The following is a 24,278-nucleotide window of genomic DNA, read 5'->3' as shown; positions in this document are numbered from 1 at the left end:
AGGGGGTAGGAAAAGGGATTTAAAAAGGTTTCAGGCCCTCAGTGAGGTTTTAACCGCGATCTCAATGGCCCTCTTTATCGTATCCAGGGCCATTGACGGCCTCGGTTTGTCGAGGGCCTGCTCGTGACTGAAGGGCACGTGTATGAATCCCGCCCTCGTCTCCATTCCCGCAACGGCTATCGTGTGAAGAACCGTGAACATCGCCGCGTTGCAGACGTAGGTTCCTGCGGTGTTCGAAACTCCTGCAGGGATTTTCTCCTCCCTCAAAGCCCTCACGATGGCCTTTACCGGCAGGGTTGCAAAGTACGCCGCCGGGGCACCCTCAAAGACCGGCTCGTCCTCCGGAGTGAAGCCCTCATTGTCCGGCATCGTCGAGTCCATGACGTTTATTGCAACGCGCTCGACAGTTATGTTCGGCCTCCCGCCGGCCTGGCCCGTCAGGATAACCACGTCGGGCCTCTCCTCAACGATGAGCCTAGGGAGAATCTCCCGGACTCCCCTGAAGGTAACTGGGAGCTGGCGCTTCACTACTTCCGCACCTTCTATTTCCTCTGGAAGGGCCCTGACAGCCTCCCACGAGGGGTTTATCTCTTCGCCCCCAAAGGGTTCAAAGCCCGTAACGAGAACCTTCATTTCGACCACCGGGAAAGGTTAGGTTTTTAGGGTTTAAAAGCTACTCCGGATGAGGGGTGAGGATGAAGTACGACGTTCTTATCATCGGCGGCGGGCCCGTCGGAAACTACCTGGCCAGCCTGCTCGCGAGGGACTTCAGCGTTGCCGTCGTCGAGAGAAAGGGCTCCTTCGGGGGAAAGGCGTGCACCGGAATAATAGGTGCCGCGAACTACGAGAGGCTCGGGCTTCCAGAGGAGGCCGTGCTGAACAGACTCCGCGGGGCGGCCTTCTACTCAAGGATACAGAGCTTCGAGATAGAGAGGAAAACACCGCAGGCGTATCTCGTCGACAGGAAAGTCTTGGAGAAAAGCCTGGCGGAAAGGGCAGTTAGGAGGGGAGCAGAGTACTACATGGCGACGACCTTTCAGGGATTCAAGAACGGGAAGGCAGTTCTACAGCACCTCGGGGAGAGGCTCGAGGTCGAGGCAGACTTCTACGTTGGGGCTGACGGCGTTTCGAGCACCGTCGCCAAGGCCATCGGGGCAAAGACGAACGCAGAATTCTTAAGCGGCTACGAGGTGGAAGTTGTAGGGGACTTTAAGAAGGACTTCGTCGAGGTGTGGGTGAACAAGGACCTAAACGGGGACTTCTTCATGTGGGTGGCGCCGGTGAATGAAGAATTGGCGAGAGTGGGAACCCTCGGGAGCATTGAGGCACTCAACCGCTTCCTCAGGGTGAGGATGCTCAGGCCCACCTCCATAGTAGAGTTCAAGGCCGGCTCGGTTGGGTTCGGCTGGAGGAAGCCTTGGGTGCGGGGCAACGTTGCGCTCATAGGCGACGCCGCGCTCCAGATAAAGCCGACGACGGCGGGGGGCATAGTTTACGGCATGTTCTGCGCCCACGCCCTCAGGCGGGCCCTCCTGGACGGGAGGCCGGGGGAATACGAGAGGGGCTGTTCCTTCGTGAAAAAGCAGATCAGCTTCGGCCTGAGGTTCAGAAGGGTCTTCAAAGGCATGAGCCAGGAGGACATAGAGAGGGTCTTTGAGGTTCTCGGAACCGAGGAGGCGAGGGAGGTCATTGAGACACAGGCAGATTTCGATGACCACGTGAAGACTGCCAAAGCGATACTCAGGAGGCCCAAGCTCCTCGCAAAGCTCATAAGGATCAGCCCGTCCATAGTGCGCTACCTCGTCTGAAAGGCACGGGGGTGGTGGCATGGCGACGTGGAGGATGGGTCTCCAGGAGGAGTACCTGAAGGCCATAGCCGAGGGCAGGAAGAAGGTCGAGGGGCGCTTATACGACGAGAAAAGGCAGAGAATAAGGCCGGGAGATACGATAATCTTCGAGAACAAGCTGATGTGCGTGGTGAAGGATATCAGGGTCTACTCGTCGTTCAGTGAGATGCTGGGGAAGGAGGGCCTTGAGAACGTCCTGCCCGGCGTGGAGAGCATCGAGGAAGGAGTAAGGGTTTATAGGCGCTTCTACTCCGAGGAGAAGGAGAAAAAGTACGGTGTGGCTGCCATAGAGGTCGAGCCAGTCGGGTGGGTTGGGGAGCCGCTCACTTAGCGAACCCCTCAAACTCCCTTTCAATCTCGTCGATACGCTTTTTGGCCGCCATGTATTCCCCCTCGTCAAGTATCCCGAAGATACGCCTCAAAGCGTAGCCGTTGTCCGCGTTGGACTTCGGTTTATCTTTCTTCACCAAACGAACCACCCAAAAAGGAAGGAAAATTCAGAGGTACCTCTCCTTTACCCACCTTATGAAGTAGTCCGGGTTCAGCTCCTCGCCGATGGACTTCTTAAGCAGCTCCTTCGGCGGGTAGATTGAGCCGTACCTGTGAACCTTCTCGCGGAGCCAGGCCTTTATCGGCTCGAAGTCCGCATTGGCGATGTGCTCTTCCACGTTGAGGTCCTTCTTCATATGGTAGTAGAACTGTGCCGCCAGGAGCGTTCCGATGCTGTAGGTCGGGAAGTAGCCGACCGTTCCATGGGCCCAGTGGATGTCCTGGAGGATTCCCTCGACGTAGCTCTTGGGCCTTATGCCGAGGAGGTTCTCCATCTCGTCGTTCCAGAGCTCCGGTAAATCCTTCGCCTTGACGCCCTCGTTGAGCATCATCCTTTCGAGCTTGAAGCGGAGCAGGATGTGGAAGTTGTAGGTGACGACATCTGATTCAGTCCTGATGAAGTCAGGCCTGACCATGTTGAAGTAGAGGTAGACGTCCTCCGGAGTGTAGTCCGCCATGAAGGGCAGATTCTCCCTCAGGACGGGGTGGATGAGGCCGGCAAACTCCATCGAGCGGCCGACGATGTTCTCCCAGAAGCGGCTCTGGCTCTCGTGGATGCCGAGGCTTACTCCACCCGCAATCGGGCTGAACATGAACCTCTCGTCCTGCTGGAGCTCGTAGAGTGCGTGACCAAACTCATGGACGGTGCTGAGGATAGTCCTCCTGAAGTCGTAGCCCTCATACCTGGTGGTTATCCTGACATCGCGGATACCGAACTCAGTGGTGAAGGGGTGGGCTGAGACGTCGAGCCTTGAACGCACGCCGAGTGGGTAGCCGAACTTCTGGAGTATCCAGACGTTTACGCGCTCCATCCACTCCCGCTCGTACTTCTCCTTCTCAAGTGGGTGGCTCTGCGGGACTTTACCCTCTTCCATTATCCTCTCAAGGAGCGGCTTGAGCTTCTTCTCCAGCTTTTCAAACATCCTCTCGACTTCGCGGGTGGTGAGGCCCTCCTCGAACATGTCAAGGAGAGCATCATAGGGCTCGTCTTCGTAGCCGAGATAGTCAGCGGCCCTCTTTGCGAGATCTATAATCCTGTCGAGCCACGGCTCGAACTTGGAGAAGTCGTCGCTCTTTTTGGCCTCCTCCCAGGCCTTCGTTGCCTGGCTGCTTACCTCACTCATCTCCCTCAGGAACTCCGGCGGGAATGAGCGGCTTATCCTTATCGAGCGGTCGAGAACCCTAACAACGCCCCTCTCGTACTCGTTGAGGCCTTCTATGGATTTGGCCTTTTCGACGAGCTCGACGAACTCCGGCTTGAGGAGGAACTCCTGGCTGAGAACTGAAAGCTCTCCCTGGGCGACGCTCCTCTCCAGGATGCCCTCCCTGGGCATGTTAACCTCCATGTCCCAGCCGAGGACGCTCTGGGCGTGGCCGATTGCCCAGATGCGCCTGTACTTCTCAAGAATCTGCTTGACGGTCTCGTTCTGGAAAACACTTTCCATTGAAACCACCCCGTTCTTCTTTGATAAAAGCTTCCGCTCCGGCTCTTTTAACCTTTTCGACGTTCATCTAAACGTGCGGGTAGAAGCCGATTACTCAGACCGGAAATCGCTTAAAGGGGTGGGCACAAGTCTGTGAAAAAGCGAGTGCTGGTGATGATCATGAAGCTTGACCTGGCGGTGCTCGGCCACGTCTCAATAGACCACATCAGGTTTCCCGAAAAGGACGAGATACTGTACCCCGGGGGTGCAGCGGCGGCCGTGGCCACTTCCGCCGCGCTGGCCGGTGCAAAGGTTGGTCTGGTAACCAAGGTGGGTGAGGACTTTCCGAAGGAATGGCTCGAAAAGCTCTCCTCCCTTCTTGACATTAGGGGCGTTCAAATCCTGCCCGGCAGGACGATTCACATATACATGATTTACCACCAAGATGGAACCGTGGATGCGCCGGTTGACATGGGGGTTGCCCAGAACATGGGAGAAACCCCAATTCCGGAGGAATACATGGACGCCAGCCTATTCCACATAGCCCCGATTCCGCCGGAGGAACAGCTCAAAGCCCTAAAAAGACTCGAAGGCAAAACGGTAAGCCTCGATTTCAACCCGACTTACATCGACGACTACGCCGAAAAGACCGGCCTCATGAGGGAAATAGTCTCAAGGGTCGAAGTGGTATTCCCCAACGAGAGAGAGGCTCTGACGATAACTAAGGCTCCAACCGTGGAAGAAGCCGCTAAAATACTGCACGGGTGGGGAGCAAGGCTGGTTGTAATAACGCGCGGTGAGAGAGGGGTTCTCGTCTACGATGGCGAGTTCAGGGAGTTTTCGGCACTCCCTATAAGCCCCGAGGAAATCGTTGACCCCACCGGTGCGGGGGATGCCTTCGCGGGCGGCTTTCTGGCGATGTACTCTAGGGGCGCACCCGTTGAGGACTGCGTTAAAAAAGGATTGGAGAGGGCCAGGGAGGTTCTGAAAAAAACGGGGAGCTGGAGCATCTAAGACGTCGCAAACCGGGCAAAGAGGTACAGCACCACTAGGAGCAGAGCGGCCAGTGCAGTTACCTCAAACCTTGGGAGCGCGGGGGAGAGCATTGACATCAGCAAATAGGTCGGGAAGGACATTGCCACCGCCGCGATCAGGATGAGGTAGTGATCCCTTGGAGCGCGCTCCCTGTCAAGATAGCCCATCTCAAGGGCAAGCAGGGTCAGCGCCATTACGGTCAGACCGTAGAGACCGCCCGTTTTCGTGTAGATGAGAAACACCGCCGTCGCCAGCAGGAAAAGCGTGCCGATGAAGTACCACTGAAGGGCCATGAGGGCCAGCGGCACCAGCAGGAGAGTTTTGATGTCGAGCATCCCGAGAAGAACGAAGAGGAGAACCAGCGGTATGAGGGAATAGAGCCTTCTCTTAATCTTCATAGCCCAACCACCTCCGCTATCGCCGCCTCCAGAGGTTTTCTGACATCCCAGTCGATAATGATGCCGTAGGCAGACATCTTCATCAGCATCGCCTTCCTTTGGAGTATCAGAAGCTTCACCGCCAGCTCCTCCTCGCGGCTCTTCGGCTCGACGGCGGTGTAGGGATTCGGACTTATGACCACGACGTTGTAGCCGTACCGGGCCGTTATTTTAAGCGCCTCCCTGCTCTCCTCTGTGAGGAGGGGGGAGAAGTATAACAGCTGGGCTTTAGCAGGGAAGCGTGCCTTTATCAGGTGCTCGACCTGGTAGGCTATCCTGTTGTTTTTGTCGGGTTTGGCGGTGCTCAGGAAGTCTATGCACTTGAAGAAGTGCCTTTTGCCGTAGTCAACGCGAATCCAGAGCGGAACGTCTTCCGCGAGCAGGAGACCAAAACTGGTTCCGTTGTTGAGGGCGTTGAGCATGAGGGAAGCCGCAGCGCGAACGAGGTGGTCAAAGACGAGCCTGCCGGTGTAGGATGCGTCCACTATGAAGACGACATCAACCTTGCGCTCGCTCTCGTACTCGTTGGCCATTATTCTGCCCGTTCTTGCGGTGGCCTTCCAGTTGATTATCTTGAGCGGGTCTCCCGGCTGGTACTCCCTGATTGCGTGGAACTCAACCCCCTCACCGACCCCCGGAGAAGGGAGTGGGCCGACGGTTATCTTCGTTCCCTTGGTGGAGTAGGGCGTTGGAACGTCCGTGATTATTGGAACGCCCACTATCTCGCTGTAGACGTCTATCTTCTTGTCAACCCTGAAGAAGCCGAATGGATCGCGGTAGCGCAGCTTTACCCAGTTGAACTCGTGGATTCCCCTCCTGACGCGAACCCTGTACCTTATCTCCCTCTCCTCTCCCGGCCGGAGGGAGAGGACGTGCTCTCTGTGTCCCTCCACCAGCTCTAAGCCGGGGGGTATGTCTTCGGTGATCTTCAGGGTGGGTATCCTCTCATGGGACTTGATCCTGAGGACTATCTCAATTTCAGTCCCTTCAAGGAAGCGGTTGTGGGGGATCAGGCGTTCTATCTCAACGTTGAGGCGCGGTTTGAAGAAGAACACTGCCACGAAGAGGAGCCAGATTATCGGAAGCGTCAGATAGACCAGCTCCCAGCGCAGGAGAAGGAAGGCGAACATAACGATGAGCCAGAGTGCGATGAGAATCTCCTCTGCCTTCTCCGTTGGGAGCATCTTGTCCGTAGGCTCTTCCTCCCTTTCCTCGACCGGGACGGAATGACCATAGAGCGGGGGTTGGGCCTGCACCTTTTCACCTCACTCAAACTTGGGAACCGGAACGCGCTCAAGGAGCTTCTCCATTATGCTCTCCTGGCTGACCTTCGTGTACCACAGCTCCCTCTTGAGGATGAGCCTGTGGCTCAGCGCCGGAACGGCGACGGCCTTTATGTCGTCGGGAATGACGTAGTCCCTGCCCTCCAGAGCGGCGTACGCCCTAGAGAGCTTGAGCAGGGCAAGGCTTCCCCTGGGAGATGCACCAACCTCTATCTCCTTCTTGTCCTCCCTCGTCGCCAAGACTATGTCGGTTATGTACTCCAGGATCGCGTCGCTGACGTAAACGTCCTCTATCGTCCTCTGCATCTCAACGACTTCCTCGGGGGTCAGGATAGGCGTTATATCGACCTCTTCCTTCTTCCTGGCCATCCTCCTCCGGAGTATCTCGATTTCCTCACGCCTGCTCGGATAGCCAACACGGAGCCTGACAAGGAACCTGTCCAGCTGCGCCTCCGGGAGTGGATAGGTGCCCTCCTGCTCTATCGGGTTCTGGGTGGCGACGACTATGAAGGGTCTCTCCAGCTCGTATGTGCTTCCCTCAACGGTGACCTGTCTTTCCTGCATGGCCTCAAGTAAAGCGGACTGGGTCTTGGGTGGGGCACGGTTGATCTCGTCGGCAAGGAGTATGTTCGTGAAAATCGGGCCCTTCTTAAACTCGAACTCGAGGGTCTTCTGGTTGAAGACGCTGACGCCGAGAATGTCACTGGGGAGAAGGTCCGGTGTGAACTGGACGCGCTTGAACTTGACTCCCAGAGCGGTGGCGAAGCTCTTCGCCATGAGCGTCTTGGCGAGTCCGGGCAGGTCTTCGAGGAGTATGTGCCCATCGGCCAAAATTGTCGTCAGTATGAGCTTCAGTACCTCGTCCTTTCCGACTATTGCCTTCTTGACCTCCTCAAGAACGGCATTACCCTTGGAGCTTACCTCTTCTATTTTCATAGAGATCCTCCTCCACAATTTTTAAGGCCTTTTCAAGGTTATCGAGAAAATCCCCCTCCGAACGGAGGGCTTTGAGGGCTTTGTTGGGCTCGGAGGTGAGCGAGTGAAACGTCCGATTGTAGTCCTCAGAGAGGGTGGCATATATTTCCGCTATCTTCTCCTCAAGAATGGAACGGGCCACCTTCCCCTTCTTGGCGCGCTCTATGAGGGTCACCATCCTCTCAATGTCTGTTTTTCTCTCGACCTTAAGTTCGCGTTCCCTCTTGGGAAGGGGAACACGTATCTCAAGGCCGAAGAGGAGAAAGGCCAGAAGGCTGCCCAGCACCAGAACGGCGAGCCATCTAACCAGGTAGGAGCCGGCAATTATAGCGATGAGCAGAGGAATCACGGCTATCGCAAGCACGTGCCCCTTAAACCTCATTCACACCCCTCCGCATCGTGCGGTAAACTTCGAGGGCCCTCCTGGCGTCATCCCACGTTATTTTCTCAGGGGCATATTTTGCCTTTTCGAAGAGCCGCGTCAGTTCGATGAACGCATCGTGCATGTATTTTACATGCCGGGCATGCTCCCAGTGCGTCCAGCTCTCCTCGTAGGGCACGCCGAGGTATTTGAGCCAGAGAACTGCGTTCTTGTATATCCCTACGATGGCCTCTCTTGGGTTCTCGAACATTTCGAGGCCGAGCTCATCAAGTTTTTTATCAAACAGCTCAGCCCGAAGCTTCATCTCCTTACGCTCCTTTTTCTGCAGGTATTCGCGGTACTGAATCACGGCAAGGTAGGCAAAGACCGCTATTGCAACCACAAGGAGGGCATAGAGAAGGTACTGAGACGGCAGAGACTGCCTCGTCGGTGCCGGCGAAGTGTTATTGTAGTAGACGGGAGATTGGGTGGTGGACTGAAGGGGAAGTGAACCGTTCACCGAGCCGTTCAATGCGGTGGTGTTGTTTGAGGGAAGTTTTGGGGTAGAATTCATCCGAATCAAGTACAGAACGAGGGTGATCCCCAGTCCACCTACAATCATCACGATGTACCGGACGAGAAGGCCGATACCGCCAGAATCAAGCCTCTGGAAGGGATCTCTCCATCCCAGAAGGACGCCGACGATAACGAACAGGCCAACTATTGCGAGGATCATCACGAGAACACCCGTCCACCGGGCTGGAGTGCCCGTTGAAGCCTCTGATATGGCAGTGCTGTAGTTAACCATCAGCGTCATCAGTGAAAACAGCAGTCCAAAGAGGGCTAAGAATTTTATCCTGGTGGACATTTTTATCGAGAAGTGTAGAGAGAGCAGGTTTAAAAGCTTTTACCCCTAGGTAAAAGTCAGGTGATGACGGTGGAGAGGGTTCCGAAGCTTTACGTTGAAGCTCCTCCGGAGGAGTGCATTGAGGGGAGAAAGACGATAAAAGACTGCGTGATCATCAGTGGGAACGTTGAGGTATGGCTGAGGAAGGGCGAAACAGTTCCCGACTTCATCGATGTGGAGGGCTCCAAGTTCCTCATGAAGGAAGTTTACGACAGATTCTATCTCTACGTTGACAGGACGGAGGGGAAGCTGCTCGCAGATGCAGTTCTGGTTCTCCCTGACGGGCGGACACGGATATACCTGAAGAAGGACGATGAACTGCTCCTGCTCCCCGTGGAGGGATACACAAAAACCCCGATAGCGAACGTGGGGAACAGGGTGAGAACGGGGGACGCCTTCGCGGCCATAACCACAAGAAAAGGGGAGATCCACTACCTCAAGCCCCCGAAGACCGGGACGGTTGTGTTCATAGATGAGGTAACAAACAGGCCGCACTACGTTTACTACATCCTCCCTGAGGAGTAAGGTGCTTTTCTTTACTCTTTCATCCCGGCAATCATCGCCTCAACGCTCGACTTAAGGGCGAGCTCGATGCCCTCCACGGTATCCATACCCTTGAGGGTTCTGGTGTGCTTGGCGCTGGTTATTATCAGCGACCACCTGAACAGGTTCTCCTTTACATGATGGCTCTGGAACATTGCTATGAACTTCTTGTCGTCCTTTGAGACCTCAATTATCTCAATATCGGTATCCCCGAGTTTCGTGGAATAAACGTCCCTGACAGCGAGGTCGCTGTATTCTCTCCTGAGTGTTTCAGAGAGGTACCCCATGATATCACCTGTTTTTAAATGGTGTGACGTTCCTTATATAGTTGCCGTGTTTATCGCCCGAAGTGGAAAAACACCAAAAGCGTTATAAGGGAGCCGGGCAAGTCCCCACTGAAGACAATTTTGGAGTTGAAGGAAATGAAGATTGAAGCTGGAGATTTTGTGGTGTTCCACTACGTGGGCAGATTTGAGAACGGTGAAGTTTTTGATACCAGTTACGAGGACATCGCCAAGGAGAACGGGATATACGTGGAGGAGAGGGAATACGGCCCTCTCGGAGTTAACGTCGGAGTTGGCGAGATAATTCCCGGCCTTGACGAGGCCCTGATCGGCATGGAGATTGGGGAGAAGAATACCATCACGATACCCCCGGAGAAGGCCTACGGCATGCCCAACCCGGAGCTCGTCATAGAAGTCCCGATCTCGGAGTTCATCCAGGCCGGCCTGGAGCCAGTTGAAGGGATGTACGTCATGACCGACTCGGGGATAGCCAAGATAGCGAAGGTCGAAGGTGAGAACGTCAGCCTCGACTTCAACCACCCGCTCGCAGGGAAGACCCTTATCTTTGAGGTCGAGATAGTGGACGTTCAGAAAGATGGGAAGAGCGGGGCCTCAGATTGATATGCCGGCGCTGACGGTGACCTTGTACGTCACTACACCAAGAACCGCGAGGAGCAGGCTGTACTTGAGGCCTGCCGAATACTTCCCTTCTCTTATTACACCTATCCCCAAGCCCGAGACCACCGCCTGCAGCACAATAAACCCAAGAAGGACGTTCTGAATCGCCTCCACAGGAAATATGGCCTGGGAACCCGTGACGGCGGTGAGGGTCTGGGAGACGGCGCCGGCTGAGATGGAACCCATAACTTTGGCAACGACCCCCATTATAAGGGGCCCTATAAACCCGCTGGTCATTATAAAGAACATTGTCTGCATCCCTGTGGATGCCTTCCTCTCCTGCTTTATGCGCAGTATCTCCCTCACATCGTTGCCCACAAAAACCAGCACGTCGCTCATCGGGGCGCCCCTTTCGAGGGCCTCGATTATTATCATCACCGAACGGTAGAGTATCTGGGATCTTTTGTTTCTCAGGGCGAAGGCCCTCATGGCATCAACCGTGGAGCGGCCTTTTCTGATTTCAGAAACGGTCTTCCTGAACTCCTCAGTCAGGGCTCCAAACTTTGCCATCGCGAGCTCTTCCAGAGCCTCGGAGAAGGATATGCCCGCCCTCAAAGAGCTGGCAAGGTAGAAAAAGGCATCGGGCAGCATTTTTTCCATCTGCTCAATACGCCTGATGGTTCTCCAGTATGGGTACACAAAGGCGATGCCAGCAAAAACGGCCGCCGACAAGAGCACGGCGTACACTGCGGAGGCCATGACTAGGTACGTGGCAAGGGCGGCTACAACGGAAGAGAGAATGGATATCACTATGTACTCTATCGAGAGAAAGTTGATCCCGGCGGAGTATATGAAAAGCTCGTACTTCCTGAGCCACTTCTTCGGCAGAATCCTTTCGAGGAACGCTGTGATGAAGGATGATATTCCGGCCATTCAATTCACCTCGGCTCTCCCTTCTTGATCATGTTTACTATTATCAGGGATATCGCAGGGAACGCAAGCCACAGTATTGTGGCCAGGCTCTCCACCGGCATTATGAGAGTTCTGGACATGATGGAGCCCGCAATGATTCCGACGACCAGCATCGTCGGCATGACTATGGTCAGGAACATGTACACGAATGCTATTCCGTTGATCTTCTGGACGTACTCGATCAGCTTCATCCTGTACTCGAAGGAGAAGTCCTCGGCGAGCTTATACAGTATGTCCGATAGGTTTCCACCGAACTTAATGGCCCTCAGTATCTGCTTCACGACCCTGCTCACGTTCTCGGAGGCCATTTTCTCCTCAAATTTTGAGATAGCATCCTCAAAAGAGGAGCCCGTTCGCATGTCCCTCAGTATGAGCTCGAACTCCTCCGAAATCGGCCCGTAATCTGCGCTTGCCACGGAGAGTATGGCCTCGGATATTCCAACGCCAGCACGGAGGAGGGATGCCATATGACGGAGGGCGTAGGGCATCGCTCTTTCCACCTCAGAGACCCTCTTCCTCCACACCATCCTCGGGTACTGGCGCATATAGATGAATGCCCCCAAAAAGGAGAGCACACCTATCAGGAGGGACGTGTCCACTGGGAGGTACAGGAGGTAAGCGAAGGCAATCCCGAACAGGCCCGCGAGTATGGCAACCACGAGCATGAGGGCAACGTACTGCTCCTTTGACATCATCATGTTGGCCCTGTAGAGGTCAACCTCTAGCCCCTTAAAGAATCCTGTTATCGTCCTGACGGGCCCTCCGAAATAGCGGAGCAGCCCCTCAGCGAGCCTGGTCACGAAGGGCTTCTGGATCTCCTGCCTGTGCCACTCAAGTATCTCCTCAAGCTGCTCCTCTTCTTTAGCCTCGCCCCGTTCAATAGAGATCTCTTTCTGGAGCTGCTTGAGGGCCCTGAGCCTTTCCTGGACGTTCTTTCCCGTCGGCATTCTCCTGACAGGACGCTCTGCCACTTCGATCGTTTTGCTACCAATGCGCTCCAAAAAGCGTGTGATTGCATCCCCGATACCCACTGCCACCACCTTCATATCAGGTTCTTGACCTGCTTGCTGGTCTCAATACTGCTCTCGGCCTCTATTTTCTTCATGAGCCCCTCCTCGTCAATATAGAACTGCCTGATGTAATACCCCACCTTTTCAATACCCCTGATTCCACGCTTGATCATCCACTCGAGAACTATCTTCCTCTTCTCCTTCTCGTACTCAATCTCAGAAACGCTCATGCCCGTGAAATGGGCGAGCATGTTAAGGGTCCTGCTGGGAACTCCCGTCGGGACGAGCTCGTCCTTGATGGGGTCATACTTGTAGAGCTTGTTCAGCTGAATGCTCTCCCCCTCCATTCCGGATATCTCAGCTATCTCCGTTACCCTCCTTATGGTCCCCATCTTCCTGCTGTGGAACCTGACCTGCATGAGGATTATGTCGAGGGCCGGTATCATTATCCTGGGGACGTTCATGGGAGGGCTCTCCAGGCGGACTATGGTCTCCCTGGCACTGTTGGAGTGAATGGTTCCCATACACCCGTCGTGCCCTGTGTTCATGGCGGTAAACATCGTCCTTGCTTCCGGTCCGCGGACTTCACCGACTATGATCCTATCCGGGCGCATACGGAGGGTGTTCTTGACGAGGTCGTCCATGGTGACCTCTCCCTTGCCCTCCAGGTTTGGGGGCCTTGTCTCAAGCCTTATCCAGTGTTCAACGGGAAGCTGGAGCTCGGCGGTGTCCTCAATGCTGATAACACGCTCGCTCGGCGGGATGAACATGGCGAGGGCGTTCAGGGTAGTGGTCTTTCCGGAGCCGGTTCCGCCTGCCACCAGGATGTTGGCGGGCTTGACACCGAGGCCGTCAACGAACACCCACAGCAGGGCGGCTATATCCGAGTTCAGCGTCCTGTATTTGATGAGGTCTATTATGGTCAGGGGATCCTTTTTGAACTTACGTATGGTTATGGTGGGCCCATCAAGACTTATCGGGGGGATCGTTGCGTTTACACGGCTTCCGTCCGGAAGGCGGGCGTCAAGGAGGGGGCTCTGCTGGTCTATCCTTCTCCCGACCTCCCTCGCTATGCGCTCTATGATGTTCAGTATCTCCTTGTCGTCGGGAAAGACTATGTTGGTCTTGCACATGTTGAAGCGCCTGTGCCACACGTACACGGGGCGATTTGTGCCGATGACCATTATCTCCTCAAGGTTGTCGTCACGGACGAGGGGGTCGAGCCTGCCGTAGCCTATCATGCCCTGGACTATCAGATCCGCAAGCACCTCCACCCTTCCCTCGGAGAACTGGGGGGCCTCCTCCCTGATCATGTTTTTGACGGCGTTCATGAACACCCTTCTGCGCTCCTCAAAGTCTGGGAAAGCCAGGGGATCTATCTGGAGTTCCGTTATCGCCCTCTCCCTGATCCTCCGGAGGAGCTCCTCCTCTTCCCTGGTCAGCCGGGGGAGCCGTATTTCATATATCGGGACGGGCTCTCCCCTAACCTTCAGGATACGGACGTTGCCGTAGGCGTCCAGCACTTTAGCCTGGCCCGCATAGGGGCTTTCCTTCGGAGAAGATGCCCCCAAAATGCTTTCCAGGCTCGGGGCACCCTCTCCGCCCCGGGTGCCCCCTCCCTTCTGGACGTCCTTTGAGAGTATGTTGCCGAGAAGCTCCACGCCGGTGGGCCTGTTCTCGACCGTCTCCTCGGGAAGGGGCCTGCTCAGGATCTCCTGGAGATCCACACCCCCGCCTCCCTCAAAGAAGGAGAAAGGTTCACCCGGCTTCTTTTCTCCCTCCCTCTTCTGGCGCGGCTCTTTTTTCTTAAGGCCCGAGGGCCTCTTCTTCAGTACCTTCTCCAGCAGGTCATCTTCCCCGTTCAGTATCTCATCAATCCACGAAAGGCCCTCTTTCCTGTTCTTCTCGTCGGGCACAAGCTCTCACCGTCCGGCAGTCCACTTAACGCGGTACTCTATCTCAAGGGAGTTCCCCATGAGAACGACCCACACAGGGAAGTCCAGACCTGCGTCTTCCGGAGGCCTTATCTCCAGGGTGTTCAGGGAGGGGCCGCTGAGGAGGGTCGGGGAAAGCTGGAACAAAGTCAGTCCCGTTCCCTGCGGCTGGGGCTCGGGCCTCCTCGGAGTGTCCAGTCCGAGGTATTTAGGCAGAAACTCCTCAGTGTACCCCCTGTAGGTCATTGTGTAGTTCGGGGTGAACCCGTACATGTCCGCTTCTGGGAATATCATTGGGACGGCCACCGCGAAGAAGGTGTAGAAGTCACCCCCCTCGTTGGGCACGTTCGTAAGCCTGAACCTGACAGTCCCCTCGTATTTGAGAACCCTGACATAGGAGTCCAGTATCGGGAACATCCCCCTGACGTACATTATCCTGGGAGAGTTTATGAGCTGGGGGTAGATGACACCACACAGCACCGGTTCGATGTCCCCAGTGTATACCTTTCCCCCGGCGAACGTGCCGTTGGTGTACTCAACCTCAGTTATCTTGCCAACGTTCCCGCAGTGTGACTCATAATCAACGGGGTTGATCGCATACGAGCTGTTGGACGTTATTTTAAAGTTAACAACCGCCGTCTCGTAAGGCATCAGCCAGAAGCCGACAAAATAGTTGAGTGTGTTCCGGGTCAGGTCGGGAGGGGCGACACTCACTATGTTCCCGCTGGCGTCACGATAAACATCGCCGTATTCAACGTTGCCCATCCGGTAAACCCTGAAGCTGTATCGTGGATTCACGACAACGAACTTCGGAAACGGGGCAACGTTGATCACGGTAACGTTTATGTCCAGCATGACCTCCCCTAGAACCCCAATGTTGTTGTACTTCCCGACTGCAGTGCTTCCGGGAAGCACGTAAGAGTCCGCCCTGACCAGGGGGACTATTAAAAGCAAAGAAATAAACAAAACGACAGGAAGCTTTTCCACGCTGATCACCTCACGTCGTGACCTTCGCTATGTAGATGGTCTGCTGGTTGGACAGTATGTCGGGCACGAATATGGAGGGAACCTTGAGTATCACAAGGAACTGGGCGTTCGGATCAAGCACGAGCATTCCGGACTCCTTTTCGAGGTCAACCACTTCCCAGCCGTACGCCCTGAGCTGCTCCTTGACGTCTTCACTGGCCTGTATCTTCCCGGCCGCTATGGCCTTGAGTATCTCCGTAAGGTCAACGGAATAGCTGTAGCTGGCGGAAGCGCTCTGGCTGGAGCTCTGCTCACTGGTGTAGACGTCGCTCGTCCTCTGGCTGTTGGTCACGGCACTCCCACCGGGCTGGTACTCACTCTGGTGCTGCTCCGAGTACTGGTTGGACGATGCCGTGTTCGAGGAGGTCGTCTGGCTCTGGGCCTCGCTGACCGATATCACACCGGCATCCCTTGGAAGGAGAACCAGCTCTATGTATCCCTCGTTGGCTATCTCCTTAAAGGACGACGTTCCGTTCTTGGCAAATATCATGACCTTGTCCCCAGGAGACAGGAACGCGCCGTTTATCCTGTCCCTCGGCAGGACAAGAGCTATATCCACGTACTCGACCCTATACACCCTGTACCCCATGAGCTCTCTGTAGTCCGTTATGCTACCGAGTATAGACTTGGCCTCGGTCTTTGAAAGGATCCTCTTAACGCCGTTCTTTTCAAGGATGACGCTCTGCGTCTGGACGCTGTCCACGAGGTAGAAGTAGTAGTCCCTCCACAGCTCAAGAAGATACGGGGCCGGGTTGGTTGAGTTGACCTGCTCCATGCTGGTGGCGCTCATCACCCTGTCCTCAAGGTTAGCAAGGACGTCCACCGCTTTTTTCTTCAGGTCGTCGGGGAGGGGCATTGATAGCAGGGGCTGGAACTCCAGCTCAATAAGCTTTACCTTCTCCTGCTTCGTCCTATTCAGCTGCTTTTCGTACTCGATCTGCTTCTGTTCGGCAATGTAAGCCTGGTATTTGTCCATAGCTTCCGTGTAGGCGGCCTTAATGTCTATGGCATTTACCTCATCTATGCTTTTGGCCGCCAGTATGCGGTTCCTGAGCTCCGTGTATGCCTCCTTGCCTATGGTGGAGTTCATAAGCTCGCTCCCGGGCTTAAAGTATGTATTGAGCTCGGCCAGCTTGCGGCTCTTCGCGTTCTCAAGCTCCCACGTCGCCCGGTTCTGGAGATAGACGTAAGCACCGATGGAAACAGCGAGAATTATTATCAGTATGATTGTAGCCCCCACAATGATCCTCTTTCTCCGCTCTCGCTCCTTAATGCTGCCCATAGAACGACGTTTTTTAGGGGGTTTTTTAACAGGAACTGGGGGAGTAGCAGCCTTTGAGAGCTCGGCCTCGGCACTGGCCCTGCCCAGTTCCCTAAGGCGTTTAATCTTCTTTTCAATATCCTCGGACACGTTGAGCACCACCGTTAACAGTCATCATGAACTGGGCTCTCGAGATCAAATAGGCTTTTGAACTCTAATCTTTATTTAGGTTTCGGTGAGATGTATGGAGCGGTTAGAGATTCGCGTAACAGAAATCCGGGGAAAATGTCCCGTTTTTCAGGTGGGAGACAGAATAGTAATCGAAGGGCCCGAGATAAACCTCGAAGAAACAGACGCCGTGTGCACCCATGCCTTCGCATCGCTGTTGCCGTACATAGTCGCTCTCCGAAAGGGTATTAAGCCGAGCGAGCTAGGCCTAGGCAGGGGAGAGAAAGCTTACCTCCAGTGCCTCGACCCCGGGCCGCCATACACTGACGGCGGAACTGTGATATTCGAGATAACGGTGGTGCGAGATGAAGCAGAGGAAAGCGTGGAGAGTGGTGAGGGAGGTAATAGACGAGGCCGACATGATAATCGAGGTAGTTGACGCCCGCGACCCGATAGGAACGCGCAACAGAAAGCTAGAAAGGATAATCCAGGAGGAAGGAAAACCCCTCCTCATCGTCATGAACAAGGCCGATTTAGTGCCCAAGGAGTGGGCTGAGGAGTACAAGAGAAAGAGCGAAATACCGGTTGTTTTTATCTCCTCCCGTGAGAGGAAGGGGACGGGAATCCTGAGGAGAGAGATAAAGAGGCTCGCAAAGCCCCTTCTTGAGGAGCAGGATAAAGTGAAGGTCGCCCTCATAGGCTACCCAAACGTCGGCAAGAGCACGATAATCAACACGCTGAAGGGGAAAAGAGCGGTAGGAACCGCGCCGATACCTGGCTACACGAAGGGCAAGCAGCTGATACGGCTGAGCAAAAGGATATGGCTCCTCGATTCCCCAGGCGTCGTTCCGATAGACGACTTCGACGAGCTGGTAATAAAGGGCGGCTTCCCGGCGGACAAGATAGAAGATCCCGTAAAGCCGGCTCTCAAGCTCATTGGGAGAATCCTAGAAACGAGGAAAGAAGCACTGACGGAGAAGTTCGGGATCGAGGAGTTCAAGAGCGAGGAGGAAGTATTGAGAAAGATAGGCGAGCGGAGGGGTTTGATAAAGGCCGGTGGGGAAGTTGATCTGGAGGAAACCGCCCGCTGGTTCCTCCGAGAATGGCAGACGGGAAGGTTCACCCTCTTCGGGAAGGAGGAGGAAAAACCCCATCAGTTCGTCTGGGACTTCGAGGACGTCCTCGACGGAATAGAAAGGGAACTGCTCCTCGACCCGAGGAGAATCCTGTGGAAGTACGGGGACGAACTCAGAAAAAAACTCGACAACCAGAAGCGCGTGGGGATAAGGGAGATAGAGGGCTTTACCGTTGGGGTAGCGACCGGCTTTAAGAAGTGCGACAGCGGGATAAAGCTCCTTGAGGAGCTGACCGGAAGGCACATTCTGGCCAGCGAGTGTTTCGGGAAGAAGTGGAAGGGAGTAATAGCGATAATGGAGTGATGGGTATGAGGCTTTTGCTGACGACTTCGCAGGGGATTGAAGACCTCGCGAAGGCCGAGGTTGAGAACCTGCTCTCGGAGTTAGGAGTTTCGTTTCGTGTAGAGGAGAGGCCTTTGGACGTCGAGGGCAGGGTTCTGGCTGAGGTGAGCGAAGCTTTCTACACCGACGAAAAGGGCAGGAAGAGGGAGCTTAGCGTTTCAACCTATCTTAACGAGCGCTCAAGGCTCCTCCACCGCGTAATCATGGAGATAGCGAGCGAGCGCTTTGAGGGGATCGGGGAAGACGAACCCGATGTTGCCCTCAGGAGGATAGAGGAGTTCGTCTCAGAGCTTCCAGTGGAAAGGTACGTCAAGGTGAGCGAACCCTTTGCGGTGCGCTCCTTCAGGAAGGGTGAACATAAGATAACGAGCCTCGACATATCAAAGATCGTCGGAAAGGCGATATTCGAGAGACTCTCCCGCTTCGGGACTCCCAAAGTCAACCTCGACCACCCGACCGTTATTTTCAGGGCGGAGCTCGTTGGAGAGGTCTTCTTCCTTGGGGTAGACACGACGGGTGATTCTTCCCTCCACAAGAGGCCCTGGCGCGTTTACGACCACCCAGCGCATCTGAAGGCCAGCATAGCGAACGCCCTCATAGAGCTGGCAGAGCCGGACGGAGGGCCCTTCATAGACCCCTTCTGCGGCTCAGGGACTATTCCGATTGAGTTAGCGCTCAGGGGCTACGAAGGGAGGATAATCTGCCTCGAAAAGTACAGGAAGCACCTCAGAGGAGCGGAGATGAACGCCCTGGCGGCCGGAGTTAGGGATAGAATAGAGTTCCTCCTCGGAGACGCGACTAGGCTGAGCGAACACGTCGAAAGCGTCGATTTTGCCGTGAGCAACCTCCCTTACGGGCTGAAGATAGGGAGGAAGAGCATGATACCAAAGCTTTACGCGGAGTTCTTCTCGGAGTTGGCAAATGTTCTTGAAAAGCGCGGCGTCTTCATAACCACCGAAAAGAGGGCGATAGAGGGGGCCATAACGGAGAACGGCTTCCAGATCAAACACCACAGGCTCATAGGCCACGGCGGACTGATGGTGCACACATACGTTATAGAATAGCGGAGCCAAGTGGACATCAAAGGGAAAGAAAAATTTAGGGTCAGACCCTCAGGGCCTTGACTGCCGAGAGGGTCTCCTTGAGGTCCTCGTAGCCATAGCGGAGGTACTTCCGTCCCTCCTTCTCGTAGCCGTCAGCGAAGGCGCTCCAGGCCCTGTTGAGGGCCCTCTCGCCCCTGCTGAAGACGCTCATGATGGTTCCGTAGGTCATAAGACCCTCTATCCTGAGAGGCTGGGCCTTTTCGGCGAACTCGTCGAGCTCTTCAAGGATTTTAGTGAGCTCGGCGTGGGCCTCATCGGCCGGGGCGTCGAGAACATTCTCGAGCCTGGCTATGGCATCGGCCAAGAGCCTTTCAAGTTCCCTGACACCGCCGGTTCCGGTCTGAGCAGCCCTGTGGAGCTCCTCTTTGGCACCTTGGCGTCTAAGGAATATTCCGACACCCATGACGGCGAGGGAAACCGCTAAACCGCCCCACATAGGCGGTATCCTGGCGGCGGTTATTGAACCGGCGACGAGGCCGGCAGTGAGGAGGACGTTTCCTATGAGCTTCTTCATTTCCATCACCTCACGGGTGGAGCACTCCGAGCACTGTGAGGACCGCGAAGAGGAGCGTCATCGCGGCCTCTCCGACCATGAGTCCAGCTGCCACTGGAAGCACCTTCTCGGTTATGAACTCGTGGCCCTTCTTCCTCTTGGCTATCTCGTGGACGATACAGCCCAGTCCGTAGGGGAGGATGTAGAGCATCGGCAGGTACATTGACAGGCCGACGAGGACGCCGAGTCCCGGTATTCCGCTCATGGAGAGGGCAAAGCCCAGTATTCCTCCGGCGATGAACTTGTCAACCGGGACGTTGCCTCCGAGGATGGCCTCGACCATGGACTTGAGGGCCATCGCTTGCGGCGCCGGAACGGTCTCGTTTCCTATTCCGTAGGCCTTCCAGATGAGTCCGACGACGGTGAGGGCTATTATCGGCCCTATCCAGGCGGTGAGCAGCTCGACCTTCTGCTGCCTGGAGGGAATGCCGCCGACGAGGTGACCGGTCTTGAGATCCTGCATCATATCGGCCGCTCCTGAGATGGCGACACCGACGGTGGCGCCGAGGAGTATGGTCAGCGGCACCTGCTTGCCAGTGAGGTAGAGGAGTATCATGACCGACACGAGCGAGAGACCTGAAACGGGGCTCCAGTCGGTCATTCCGGTGGACATGGCCACGAGCAGTGAAGCGACGAATATCCAGGCGACGCCGACGAGGGCGGTGAGCAGGCTCCTGCCGATGCCTAGGTTACCGAGCTTGTAGGTCGTGACGAGGAGCAGCAGGAAGGCGAGGGTTATTCCTGCGTAGAGGTACTTGATCGGGAGCTCCTCGTTCCTGCTGGAGTCGAGTTTGCTCGCGTTGGCTATGCTCCTGAGGGCGACGATAATGACCGGCATTGAAAGGATGAGGCCGGCTATCGAACCGCCGAGGAGCATACCGATGCCGAGCGGCCTAGTCATGTTGGCGTAGACGAAGCCACTGATGGCCCCTCCGGTGACGTCGCTCGGGAGCCAGCCGAGGCTCTTGACTATGGGGGTTATGATGTAGTAGGAGAGTATTCCACCGGCGAGGACTATGAGACCGTTCCTTCCGGTGATGAGACCCATACCGAAGACCATGAGCGAAAGGGCCATCGCGAGATTGACCCAGTCAGGGAGGTGGAGCATGGCGCCAAGGTCAATGTACTCGGGGATGATCTCCGGGAGGCCGAGCACCGGGAACTGCTGGACAAGGTAGACAATAGCGCTGACGGCCATGCCGAGGAAGAGCAGCCTGGCCTTCTCGATTCCGCTTCCCGGGGTCTTGAGGACGGTGGCAACCGCGGTTCCGGTCGGGAAGCGGAGGCGGTCAATCTCGATCATCTGCTTCCTCAGCGGGATGATGAAGGTGATTCCGAGTATAGCTCCGGCCGCTGTGGCGAGGAAGAAGTACGTGGTGTTTATCTCCTCGTGGAGTCCCATGATGTAGAGCGCCGGGATGGTGAAGATGACTCCCGAAACGGAGATGTTGACGGCAGAGGCTATGGTCTGGACGATGTTGTTCTCAACGACGGTTCCCTTCTTGAGGATTCCCCTGAGGACTCCCCAGCCGACGATGGCAGCTATCGCCGAACCGCCGGAGGTGAAGCCCATTATCATTCCCGCGTAGGTGAAGCTGGCGGCCATGAAGGCGCCCCAGATGACACCCAGTATTATAGCAGCGGGCGTCACTTCGCGGTAGGTCTCGTCCGAATCCTTACGCTTCCATCCAGATGACCTCAGTTTCCAGCTGGCGTCTGCCATCTCCCAACCTCCTGTACAGTTATGAGCATTCATGTCCACGTTCTTTAGGAATGTGCATTCCTTGGAGATTGGCCCGTTTGGTAATATAAAGTTTTTCAGACCTGTAAATGCCAAGAACGCGGATTTAAAACCAAAAACGAGTTAAAACAGACTTTTATGCCGTTTTTAGTCTCAGCATGAATAAAAATTCATCAGGAAGATGGACAATTGGACACCAACGCACATTACGACATTGAAGGCTCGAAGGGTGTTTAATGTGCCGTTTAATCCGCCGAACGATGGTTAGTTGAAACTTGAAAATGCTGAAGCGATTTAGGAAAAGTTCTGGGAAAAACGAAGGCTCAGGTCTTCAGGGTCACGTCAATGACCACGGTCTCGTTGCCGGGGTTCCTCACCACGACCTTCCACCTGCCCTTCGGAAGTTCAACGACCGCATTCACTTCCCTGACGGTTCCAAAATCCCTCAGCACGGTCCCGTCGGAGGAGACAACCTTCACCTCAATGGGAACGCTGGAGCTTATCTCAACCGTCAGATTCGCCGGACCCCTGAAGGGCCACTCTCTGCTCTCCCCGGCTGGAACGCTCTTTCCCCTGGCGTAGACGAAGTTGTTGTCGAGACAGCCCGCGATCAGGATTGAGAGGACAAGGACGACAACCACCAGCCAACGGACGGGCTTCATGACACCACCGAAGACAGTTAAAGATTAAAAACTTAAAAAAGTTTTTCAGCAGAGTATCTAACCCTCGGCCAGAACATCGAACTCGACCCTTCCAATTCCCTCTATCCACGCCTCAACCCTGTCCCCGTGCCTGAGCGGGCCTACTCCAGCGGGAGTTCCGGTCGCTATTATGTCCCCGGGTTCGAGGGTCATCACCGAGCTTATGTACTCTATCAGCTCCGGGACCTTGAAGACCATCTCGCTCGTCCGTCCGAGCTGTCTGAGCTGGCCGTTCACCTTGAGACCTATCTCTAGGTCCTCGATGTTAAGCTCTCGCTTATCAACCACCCTCGGCCCGACCGGGGCGAAGGTGTCGAATCCCTTAGCCATGCTCCAGGGGAGGCCCCTCTCCCTCGCCTCGGCCTGAAGGTTGCGAGCGGTTATGTCAAGGAGTATCGTGTAGCCGAGCACGTAGTCCATCGCCTTTTCCCTCGGCACGCGCCTGGCCCTCCTTCCGATTATGACGGCAAGCTCGACTTCGTGGTCTACTCTCTTGCTCATTCTGGGCAGGATTATAGGCTCGCCGGGACCGATGAGGGCGCTTGGAGGCTTGAGGAAGAAGACCGGTCTTTCCGGAACGTCGCTCTCCATCTCCTTCGCATGCTCGGCATAGTTCTTAGCCAGGGCCACTATCTTGCTCGGCCTCAGCTCGTAGAAGCCGTCCATATACGGAAGCCTGACCATGCCACCACCGGTCAAACTAAACCGAACCCCTTAATAAAAGGAGTGCCGCAGGAAGAACCCCAAGTTCCTGACCTCCTCCCCACCCCGAAGGGCGAGGCTTTCAAAAGAAAAATGTAAAAGTTAACATCGGGAAGTATAAAAAAAGTTTTGAGGGAACGAACTAAAAATCCAGCTCAGCCCCTCAGCGGCTCCGGAATGGACTTATCCCACTGCTCCCTCGCCAGTTCGCCGGTGTACTTGAACTTCTCGACCTTTTTCTCGGCCTCCTTGCGCTTCTTCTGGTGCTCCTTGAGGAACTCCTGAACCCTCTCAATCAGCTCGCGCTTGCACTGGCCGCAGAGGAGCTCGCCACTTTTGCACGCGTGATAGCGCTCCATGAGCTTCTTGTCGTCCGGCTCGAAGAATATCTCGAACCACTTGAAGACAACGCACTTCTCGGGTTCTCCTCCCTTCTCGCGCTGCTCCTTCGCGGTGGCCCTTCCGCCGGTGAGGGCGTACTTCCATATCTTCTTGCCCGCCTCTTCGGGGTTATCCGTGAGGTAGACGGCCGTCTCTGGCTTGCTTGCACTCATCTTTCCGCCGAGGTCTATCAACCCCGGAACGAACTTAGAATGAATTGCAGCGGTCTTGTAGTAGCCGAGGCTCTCCGCGAAGTCTCTCTGGAGCCTCCAGTAGGGGTCCTGATCTATGGCCGCTGGAATCAAACAGCGCTTCTTCTCGAAGAAGGTCGGAGCGGCCTGTATGGCCGGGTAGAATATCATCCCGATCTTGCTCTGGTCCGTGAAGCCGAAGACCGCTCTGGCCATCGAGTAGTTTATCTTCTTCGCTATCGGTATCGCCATCTCGTAAATCTTTGTGAACTCGCTGTCCTGGAAGATGAATGTTTTATCCGGGTCAAAGCCGACCGCTATAATGTCAAGGATGTTGTCGTAGGCCCATCTCTTCGTGTCGTCGAAGGTGAGCTTGTCCTTGAACAGGAACTTCTCGTCGTCCGTTATCTGGATGTAGAGATTGACGTCAAAGTTCTCCTGGAGCCATTTGGTGGCGTAGAACGGTATGATGTGGCCAATGTGCATCGGCCCGCTCGGCCCCCTGCCGGTATAGAGGAAGAAGCCCTTCCCCGTTTCGTAGTCGGCAAGAACCTTATCGTAGTCCCTATGGGAGAAGAAGAACTTCCTTCTGAAGAATATTGGAAGTTCGCTCTTCGTAAGCTCCGCGGTCTTCTCTATAAGCTCATCCGTAAGCGGGCTGGTTCCGAACTCGACTATAAGCTTCGCGTAGTCTACCACACCTTCAACGTCCCATGGGGTGACCTTAAAGTCGTCCATTCAAAGCACCTCCATCTCCAGTGGAAACGAAACTCCAGACTAAGGCGGTCAAGAAG

27 protein-coding genes are annotated in these 24,278 nt (G+C 55.3%); 8 read left to right on the top strand and 19 right to left on the bottom strand.

What is annotated here, in order from left to right; all coding sequences use genetic code 11:
- Nucleotides 1–30: 30 nt before the first annotated feature.
- On the bottom strand, nucleotides 31–633 hold the full coding sequence (gene pcp / locus E3E36_RS05195) for a pyroglutamyl-peptidase I (protein WP_167894809.1): 603 nt from the start codon (nucleotides 631–633) through the stop codon (nucleotides 31–33).
- A 62-nt stretch (nucleotides 634–695) separates the two neighbouring features.
- Between pcp and E3E36_RS05190 the strand changes: the two genes are divergently transcribed.
- Both E3E36_RS05190 and E3E36_RS05185 read left to right on the top strand, forming a co-directional pair.
- On the top strand, nucleotides 696–1,808 hold the full coding sequence (locus tag E3E36_RS05190) for an NAD(P)/FAD-dependent oxidoreductase (protein WP_167894233.1): 1,113 nt from the start codon (nucleotides 696–698) through the stop codon (nucleotides 1,806–1,808).
- Nucleotides 1,809–1,827: 19 nt separating this feature from the next.
- The gene (locus tag E3E36_RS05185; RefSeq protein WP_167894232.1) at nucleotides 1,828–2,178 is read left to right on the top strand and encodes an ASCH domain-containing protein; all 351 of its coding nucleotides are present in this window, start codon (nucleotides 1,828–1,830) and stop codon (nucleotides 2,176–2,178) included.
- Here E3E36_RS05185 and E3E36_RS05180 read toward each other — a convergent pair.
- Nucleotides 2,171–2,314 carry a hypothetical protein gene (locus tag E3E36_RS05180; RefSeq protein WP_206203476.1) on the bottom strand — a complete coding sequence of 48 codons (144 nt, stop codon included), beginning with the start codon at nucleotides 2,312–2,314 and terminating at the stop codon, nucleotides 2,171–2,173. The genes E3E36_RS05185 and E3E36_RS05180 overlap by 8 nt on opposite strands.
- A gap of 30 nt (nucleotides 2,315–2,344) precedes the next feature.
- Nucleotides 2,345–3,841, bottom strand: coding sequence for a carboxypeptidase M32 (locus E3E36_RS05175; protein ID WP_167894230.1), 1,497 nt, complete (start codon nucleotides 3,839–3,841; stop codon nucleotides 2,345–2,347).
- 159 nt (nucleotides 3,842–4,000) lie between these two features.
- On the opposite strand from E3E36_RS05175, the gene E3E36_RS05170 reads away from it, so the two are divergent.
- Nucleotides 4,001–4,834, top strand: coding sequence for a carbohydrate kinase family protein (locus E3E36_RS05170; RefSeq protein ID WP_167894808.1), 834 nt, complete (start codon nucleotides 4,001–4,003; stop codon nucleotides 4,832–4,834).
- Here E3E36_RS05170 and E3E36_RS05165 read toward each other — a convergent pair.
- From E3E36_RS05165 to E3E36_RS05145, 5 genes are all read right to left on the bottom strand, one after another.
- Complete coding sequence (locus E3E36_RS05165; protein ID WP_167894229.1) at nucleotides 4,831–5,253, bottom strand: hypothetical protein; 423 nt, start codon at nucleotides 5,251–5,253, stop codon at nucleotides 4,831–4,833. The genes E3E36_RS05170 and E3E36_RS05165 overlap by 4 nt on opposite strands.
- A complete protein-coding gene (locus tag E3E36_RS05160; RefSeq protein ID WP_167894807.1) occupies nucleotides 5,250–6,476 on the bottom strand; it encodes a DUF58 domain-containing protein in 1,227 nt (408 codons plus the stop codon). Before E3E36_RS05160 ends, E3E36_RS05165 begins: the two co-directional genes overlap by 4 nt.
- 81 nt (nucleotides 6,477–6,557) lie before the next feature.
- On the bottom strand, nucleotides 6,558–7,511 hold the full coding sequence (locus E3E36_RS05155) for a MoxR family ATPase (RefSeq protein ID WP_167894228.1): 954 nt from the start codon (nucleotides 7,509–7,511) through the stop codon (nucleotides 6,558–6,560).
- Nucleotides 7,480–7,932, bottom strand: coding sequence for a hypothetical protein (locus E3E36_RS05150; RefSeq protein ID WP_167894227.1), 453 nt, complete (start codon nucleotides 7,930–7,932; stop codon nucleotides 7,480–7,482). The genes E3E36_RS05155 and E3E36_RS05150 overlap by 32 nt, the downstream gene beginning before the upstream one ends.
- On the bottom strand, nucleotides 7,922–8,647 hold the full coding sequence (locus E3E36_RS05145; protein ID WP_240911815.1) for a DUF4129 domain-containing protein: 726 nt from the start codon (nucleotides 8,645–8,647) through the stop codon (nucleotides 7,922–7,924). The genes E3E36_RS05150 and E3E36_RS05145 overlap by 11 nt, the downstream gene beginning before the upstream one ends.
- 201 nt (nucleotides 8,648–8,848) lie before the next feature.
- Here E3E36_RS05145 and E3E36_RS05140 point away from each other — a divergent pair, with 201 nt between their 5' ends.
- Nucleotides 8,849–9,343, top strand: a complete 495-nt coding sequence (locus E3E36_RS05140; RefSeq protein WP_167894806.1) for a DUF2118 domain-containing protein — start codon at nucleotides 8,849–8,851, stop codon at nucleotides 9,341–9,343.
- Nucleotides 9,344–9,354: 11 nt separating this feature from the next.
- Here the strand turns inward: E3E36_RS05140 and E3E36_RS05135 are convergent, their stop codons facing one another.
- Nucleotides 9,355–9,648, bottom strand: a complete 294-nt coding sequence (locus tag E3E36_RS05135; RefSeq protein ID WP_167894225.1) for a hypothetical protein — start codon at nucleotides 9,646–9,648, stop codon at nucleotides 9,355–9,357.
- A 135-nt stretch (nucleotides 9,649–9,783) separates the two neighbouring features.
- On the opposite strand from E3E36_RS05135, the gene E3E36_RS05130 reads away from it, so the two are divergent.
- A complete protein-coding gene (locus E3E36_RS05130; RefSeq protein ID WP_167894224.1) occupies nucleotides 9,784–10,266 on the top strand; it encodes a peptidylprolyl isomerase in 483 nt (160 codons plus the stop codon).
- Here E3E36_RS05130 and E3E36_RS05125 read toward each other — a convergent pair.
- From E3E36_RS05125 to E3E36_RS05105, 5 genes are read right to left on the bottom strand one after another with little or no spacing between them, the layout of a single operon-like run.
- Nucleotides 10,258–11,196, bottom strand: coding sequence for a type II secretion system F family protein (locus E3E36_RS05125; protein WP_167894223.1), 939 nt, complete (start codon nucleotides 11,194–11,196; stop codon nucleotides 10,258–10,260). The genes E3E36_RS05130 and E3E36_RS05125 overlap by 9 nt on opposite strands.
- Nucleotides 11,197–11,201: 5 nt before the next feature.
- Nucleotides 11,202–12,266 carry a type II secretion system F family protein gene (locus tag E3E36_RS05120; RefSeq protein WP_167894805.1) on the bottom strand — a complete coding sequence of 355 codons (1,065 nt, stop codon included), beginning with the start codon at nucleotides 12,264–12,266 and terminating at the stop codon, nucleotides 11,202–11,204.
- An 11-nt stretch (nucleotides 12,267–12,277) separates the two neighbouring features.
- Entirely contained in the window at nucleotides 12,278–14,161 is a 1,884-nt protein-coding gene (locus E3E36_RS05115) for a CpaF family protein (protein ID WP_167894222.1), read from the bottom strand.
- 6 nt (nucleotides 14,162–14,167) lie between these two features.
- Nucleotides 14,168–15,166: a hypothetical protein gene (locus E3E36_RS05110; protein WP_167894221.1), complete on the bottom strand. Its 999-nt coding sequence runs from the start codon at nucleotides 15,164–15,166 to the stop codon at nucleotides 14,168–14,170.
- 10 nt (nucleotides 15,167–15,176) lie between these two features.
- Complete coding sequence (locus E3E36_RS05105) at nucleotides 15,177–16,625, bottom strand: DUF515 domain-containing protein (RefSeq protein WP_342764378.1); 1,449 nt, start codon at nucleotides 16,623–16,625, stop codon at nucleotides 15,177–15,179.
- A gap of 85 nt (nucleotides 16,626–16,710) precedes the next feature.
- Here E3E36_RS05105 and E3E36_RS05100 point away from each other — a divergent pair, with 85 nt between their 5' ends.
- The 3 genes from E3E36_RS05100 to trm14 are packed head-to-tail and all read left to right on the top strand — an operon-like array spanning nucleotide 16,711 to nucleotide 19,176.
- Nucleotides 16,711–17,073, top strand: coding sequence for a TIGR04076 family protein (locus E3E36_RS05100; RefSeq protein ID WP_167894220.1), 363 nt, complete (start codon nucleotides 16,711–16,713; stop codon nucleotides 17,071–17,073).
- A complete protein-coding gene (locus tag E3E36_RS05095; RefSeq protein ID WP_167894219.1) occupies nucleotides 17,000–18,073 on the top strand; it encodes a GTPase in 1,074 nt (357 codons plus the stop codon). Before E3E36_RS05100 ends, E3E36_RS05095 begins: the two co-directional genes overlap by 74 nt.
- Before the next feature lie 5 nt (nucleotides 18,074–18,078).
- Nucleotides 18,079–19,176 (top strand): tRNA (guanine(6)-N2)-methyltransferase, encoded by a 1,098-nt coding sequence (trm14, locus tag E3E36_RS05090; protein WP_167894218.1) that lies wholly within the window; start codon nucleotides 18,079–18,081, stop codon nucleotides 19,174–19,176.
- Nucleotides 19,177–19,216: 40 nt separating this feature from the next.
- On the opposite strand, the gene E3E36_RS05085 is transcribed toward trm14, so the two are convergent.
- The 5 genes from E3E36_RS05085 to E3E36_RS05065 form a co-directional block, all read right to left on the bottom strand.
- Nucleotides 19,217–19,735, bottom strand: coding sequence for a cell division protein (locus E3E36_RS05085; RefSeq protein WP_240911770.1), 519 nt, complete (start codon nucleotides 19,733–19,735; stop codon nucleotides 19,217–19,219).
- Nucleotides 19,736–19,739: 4 nt separating this feature from the next.
- Nucleotides 19,740–21,491, bottom strand: a complete 1,752-nt coding sequence (locus tag E3E36_RS05080; protein ID WP_167894217.1) for an OPT family oligopeptide transporter — start codon at nucleotides 21,489–21,491, stop codon at nucleotides 19,740–19,742.
- 341 nt (nucleotides 21,492–21,832) lie between these two features.
- Complete coding sequence (locus tag E3E36_RS05075; RefSeq protein WP_167894216.1) at nucleotides 21,833–22,171, bottom strand: hypothetical protein; 339 nt, start codon at nucleotides 22,169–22,171, stop codon at nucleotides 21,833–21,835.
- A gap of 57 nt (nucleotides 22,172–22,228) precedes the next feature.
- Nucleotides 22,229–22,894, bottom strand: coding sequence for a fumarylacetoacetate hydrolase family protein (locus E3E36_RS05070; RefSeq protein WP_167894215.1), 666 nt, complete (start codon nucleotides 22,892–22,894; stop codon nucleotides 22,229–22,231).
- Between the two features lie 173 nt (nucleotides 22,895–23,067).
- Complete coding sequence (locus E3E36_RS05065; RefSeq protein WP_167894214.1) at nucleotides 23,068–24,222, bottom strand: tryptophan--tRNA ligase; 1,155 nt, start codon at nucleotides 24,220–24,222, stop codon at nucleotides 23,068–23,070.
- Between the last annotated feature and the right edge of the window lie 56 nt (nucleotides 24,223–24,278).

This window comes from Thermococcus sp. M36 (genome assembly GCF_012027355.1).
Lineage (GTDB): Archaea > Methanobacteriota_B > Thermococci > Thermococcales > Thermococcaceae > Thermococcus.
Note: the sequence above shows the minus strand (reverse complement) of the source record. Positions and strands in the feature narration are given on the sequence as shown.

Bases quoted from the DNA above. Each gene is read 5' to 3' on its own strand.
- pcp (WP_167894809.1), bottom strand. From the start codon at position 633: ATGAAGGTTCTCGTTACGGGCTTTGAACCCTTTGGGGGCGAAGAGATA.
- E3E36_RS05190 (WP_167894233.1), top strand. From the start codon at position 696: ATGAAGTACGACGTTCTTATCATCGGCGGCGGGCCCGTCGGAAACTAC.
- E3E36_RS05185 (WP_167894232.1), top strand. From the start codon at position 1,828: ATGGCGACGTGGAGGATGGGTCTCCAGGAGGAGTACCTGAAGGCCATA.
- E3E36_RS05175 (WP_167894230.1), bottom strand. From the start codon at position 3,841: ATGGAAAGTGTTTTCCAGAACGAGACCGTCAAGCAGATTCTTGAGAAG.
- E3E36_RS05170 (WP_167894808.1), top strand. From the start codon at position 4,001: ATGAAGCTTGACCTGGCGGTGCTCGGCCACGTCTCAATAGACCACATC.
- E3E36_RS05165 (WP_167894229.1), bottom strand. From the start codon at position 5,253: ATGAAGATTAAGAGAAGGCTCTATTCCCTCATACCGCTGGTTCTCCTC.
- E3E36_RS05160 (WP_167894807.1), bottom strand. From the start codon at position 6,476: ATGCTCCCAACGGAGAAGGCAGAGGAGATTCTCATCGCACTCTGGCTC.
- E3E36_RS05155 (WP_167894228.1), bottom strand. From the start codon at position 7,511: ATGAAAATAGAAGAGGTAAGCTCCAAGGGTAATGCCGTTCTTGAGGAG.
- E3E36_RS05150 (WP_167894227.1), bottom strand. From the start codon at position 7,932: ATGAGGTTTAAGGGGCACGTGCTTGCGATAGCCGTGATTCCTCTGCTC.
- E3E36_RS05145 (WP_240911815.1), bottom strand. From the start codon at position 8,647: ATGATCCTCGCAATAGTTGGCCTGTTCGTTATCGTCGGCGTCCTTCTG.
- E3E36_RS05135 (WP_167894225.1), bottom strand. From the start codon at position 9,648: ATGGGGTACCTCTCTGAAACACTCAGGAGAGAATACAGCGACCTCGCT.
- E3E36_RS05130 (WP_167894224.1), top strand. From the start codon at position 9,784: ATGAAGATTGAAGCTGGAGATTTTGTGGTGTTCCACTACGTGGGCAGA.
- E3E36_RS05125 (WP_167894223.1), bottom strand. From the start codon at position 11,196: ATGGCCGGAATATCATCCTTCATCACAGCGTTCCTCGAAAGGATTCTG.
- E3E36_RS05100 (WP_167894220.1), top strand. From the start codon at position 16,711: ATGGAGCGGTTAGAGATTCGCGTAACAGAAATCCGGGGAAAATGTCCC.
- E3E36_RS05095 (WP_167894219.1), top strand. From the start codon at position 17,000: ATGAAGCAGAGGAAAGCGTGGAGAGTGGTGAGGGAGGTAATAGACGAG.
- trm14 (WP_167894218.1), top strand. From the start codon at position 18,079: ATGAGGCTTTTGCTGACGACTTCGCAGGGGATTGAAGACCTCGCGAAG.
- E3E36_RS05085 (WP_240911770.1), bottom strand. From the start codon at position 19,735: ATGGAAATGAAGAAGCTCATAGGAAACGTCCTCCTCACTGCCGGCCTC.
- E3E36_RS05080 (WP_167894217.1), bottom strand. From the start codon at position 21,491: ATGGCAGACGCCAGCTGGAAACTGAGGTCATCTGGATGGAAGCGTAAG.
- E3E36_RS05075 (WP_167894216.1), bottom strand. From the start codon at position 22,171: ATGAAGCCCGTCCGTTGGCTGGTGGTTGTCGTCCTTGTCCTCTCAATC.
- E3E36_RS05070 (WP_167894215.1), bottom strand. From the start codon at position 22,894: ATGGTCAGGCTTCCGTATATGGACGGCTTCTACGAGCTGAGGCCGAGC.
- E3E36_RS05065 (WP_167894214.1), bottom strand. From the start codon at position 24,222: ATGGACGACTTTAAGGTCACCCCATGGGACGTTGAAGGTGTGGTAGAC.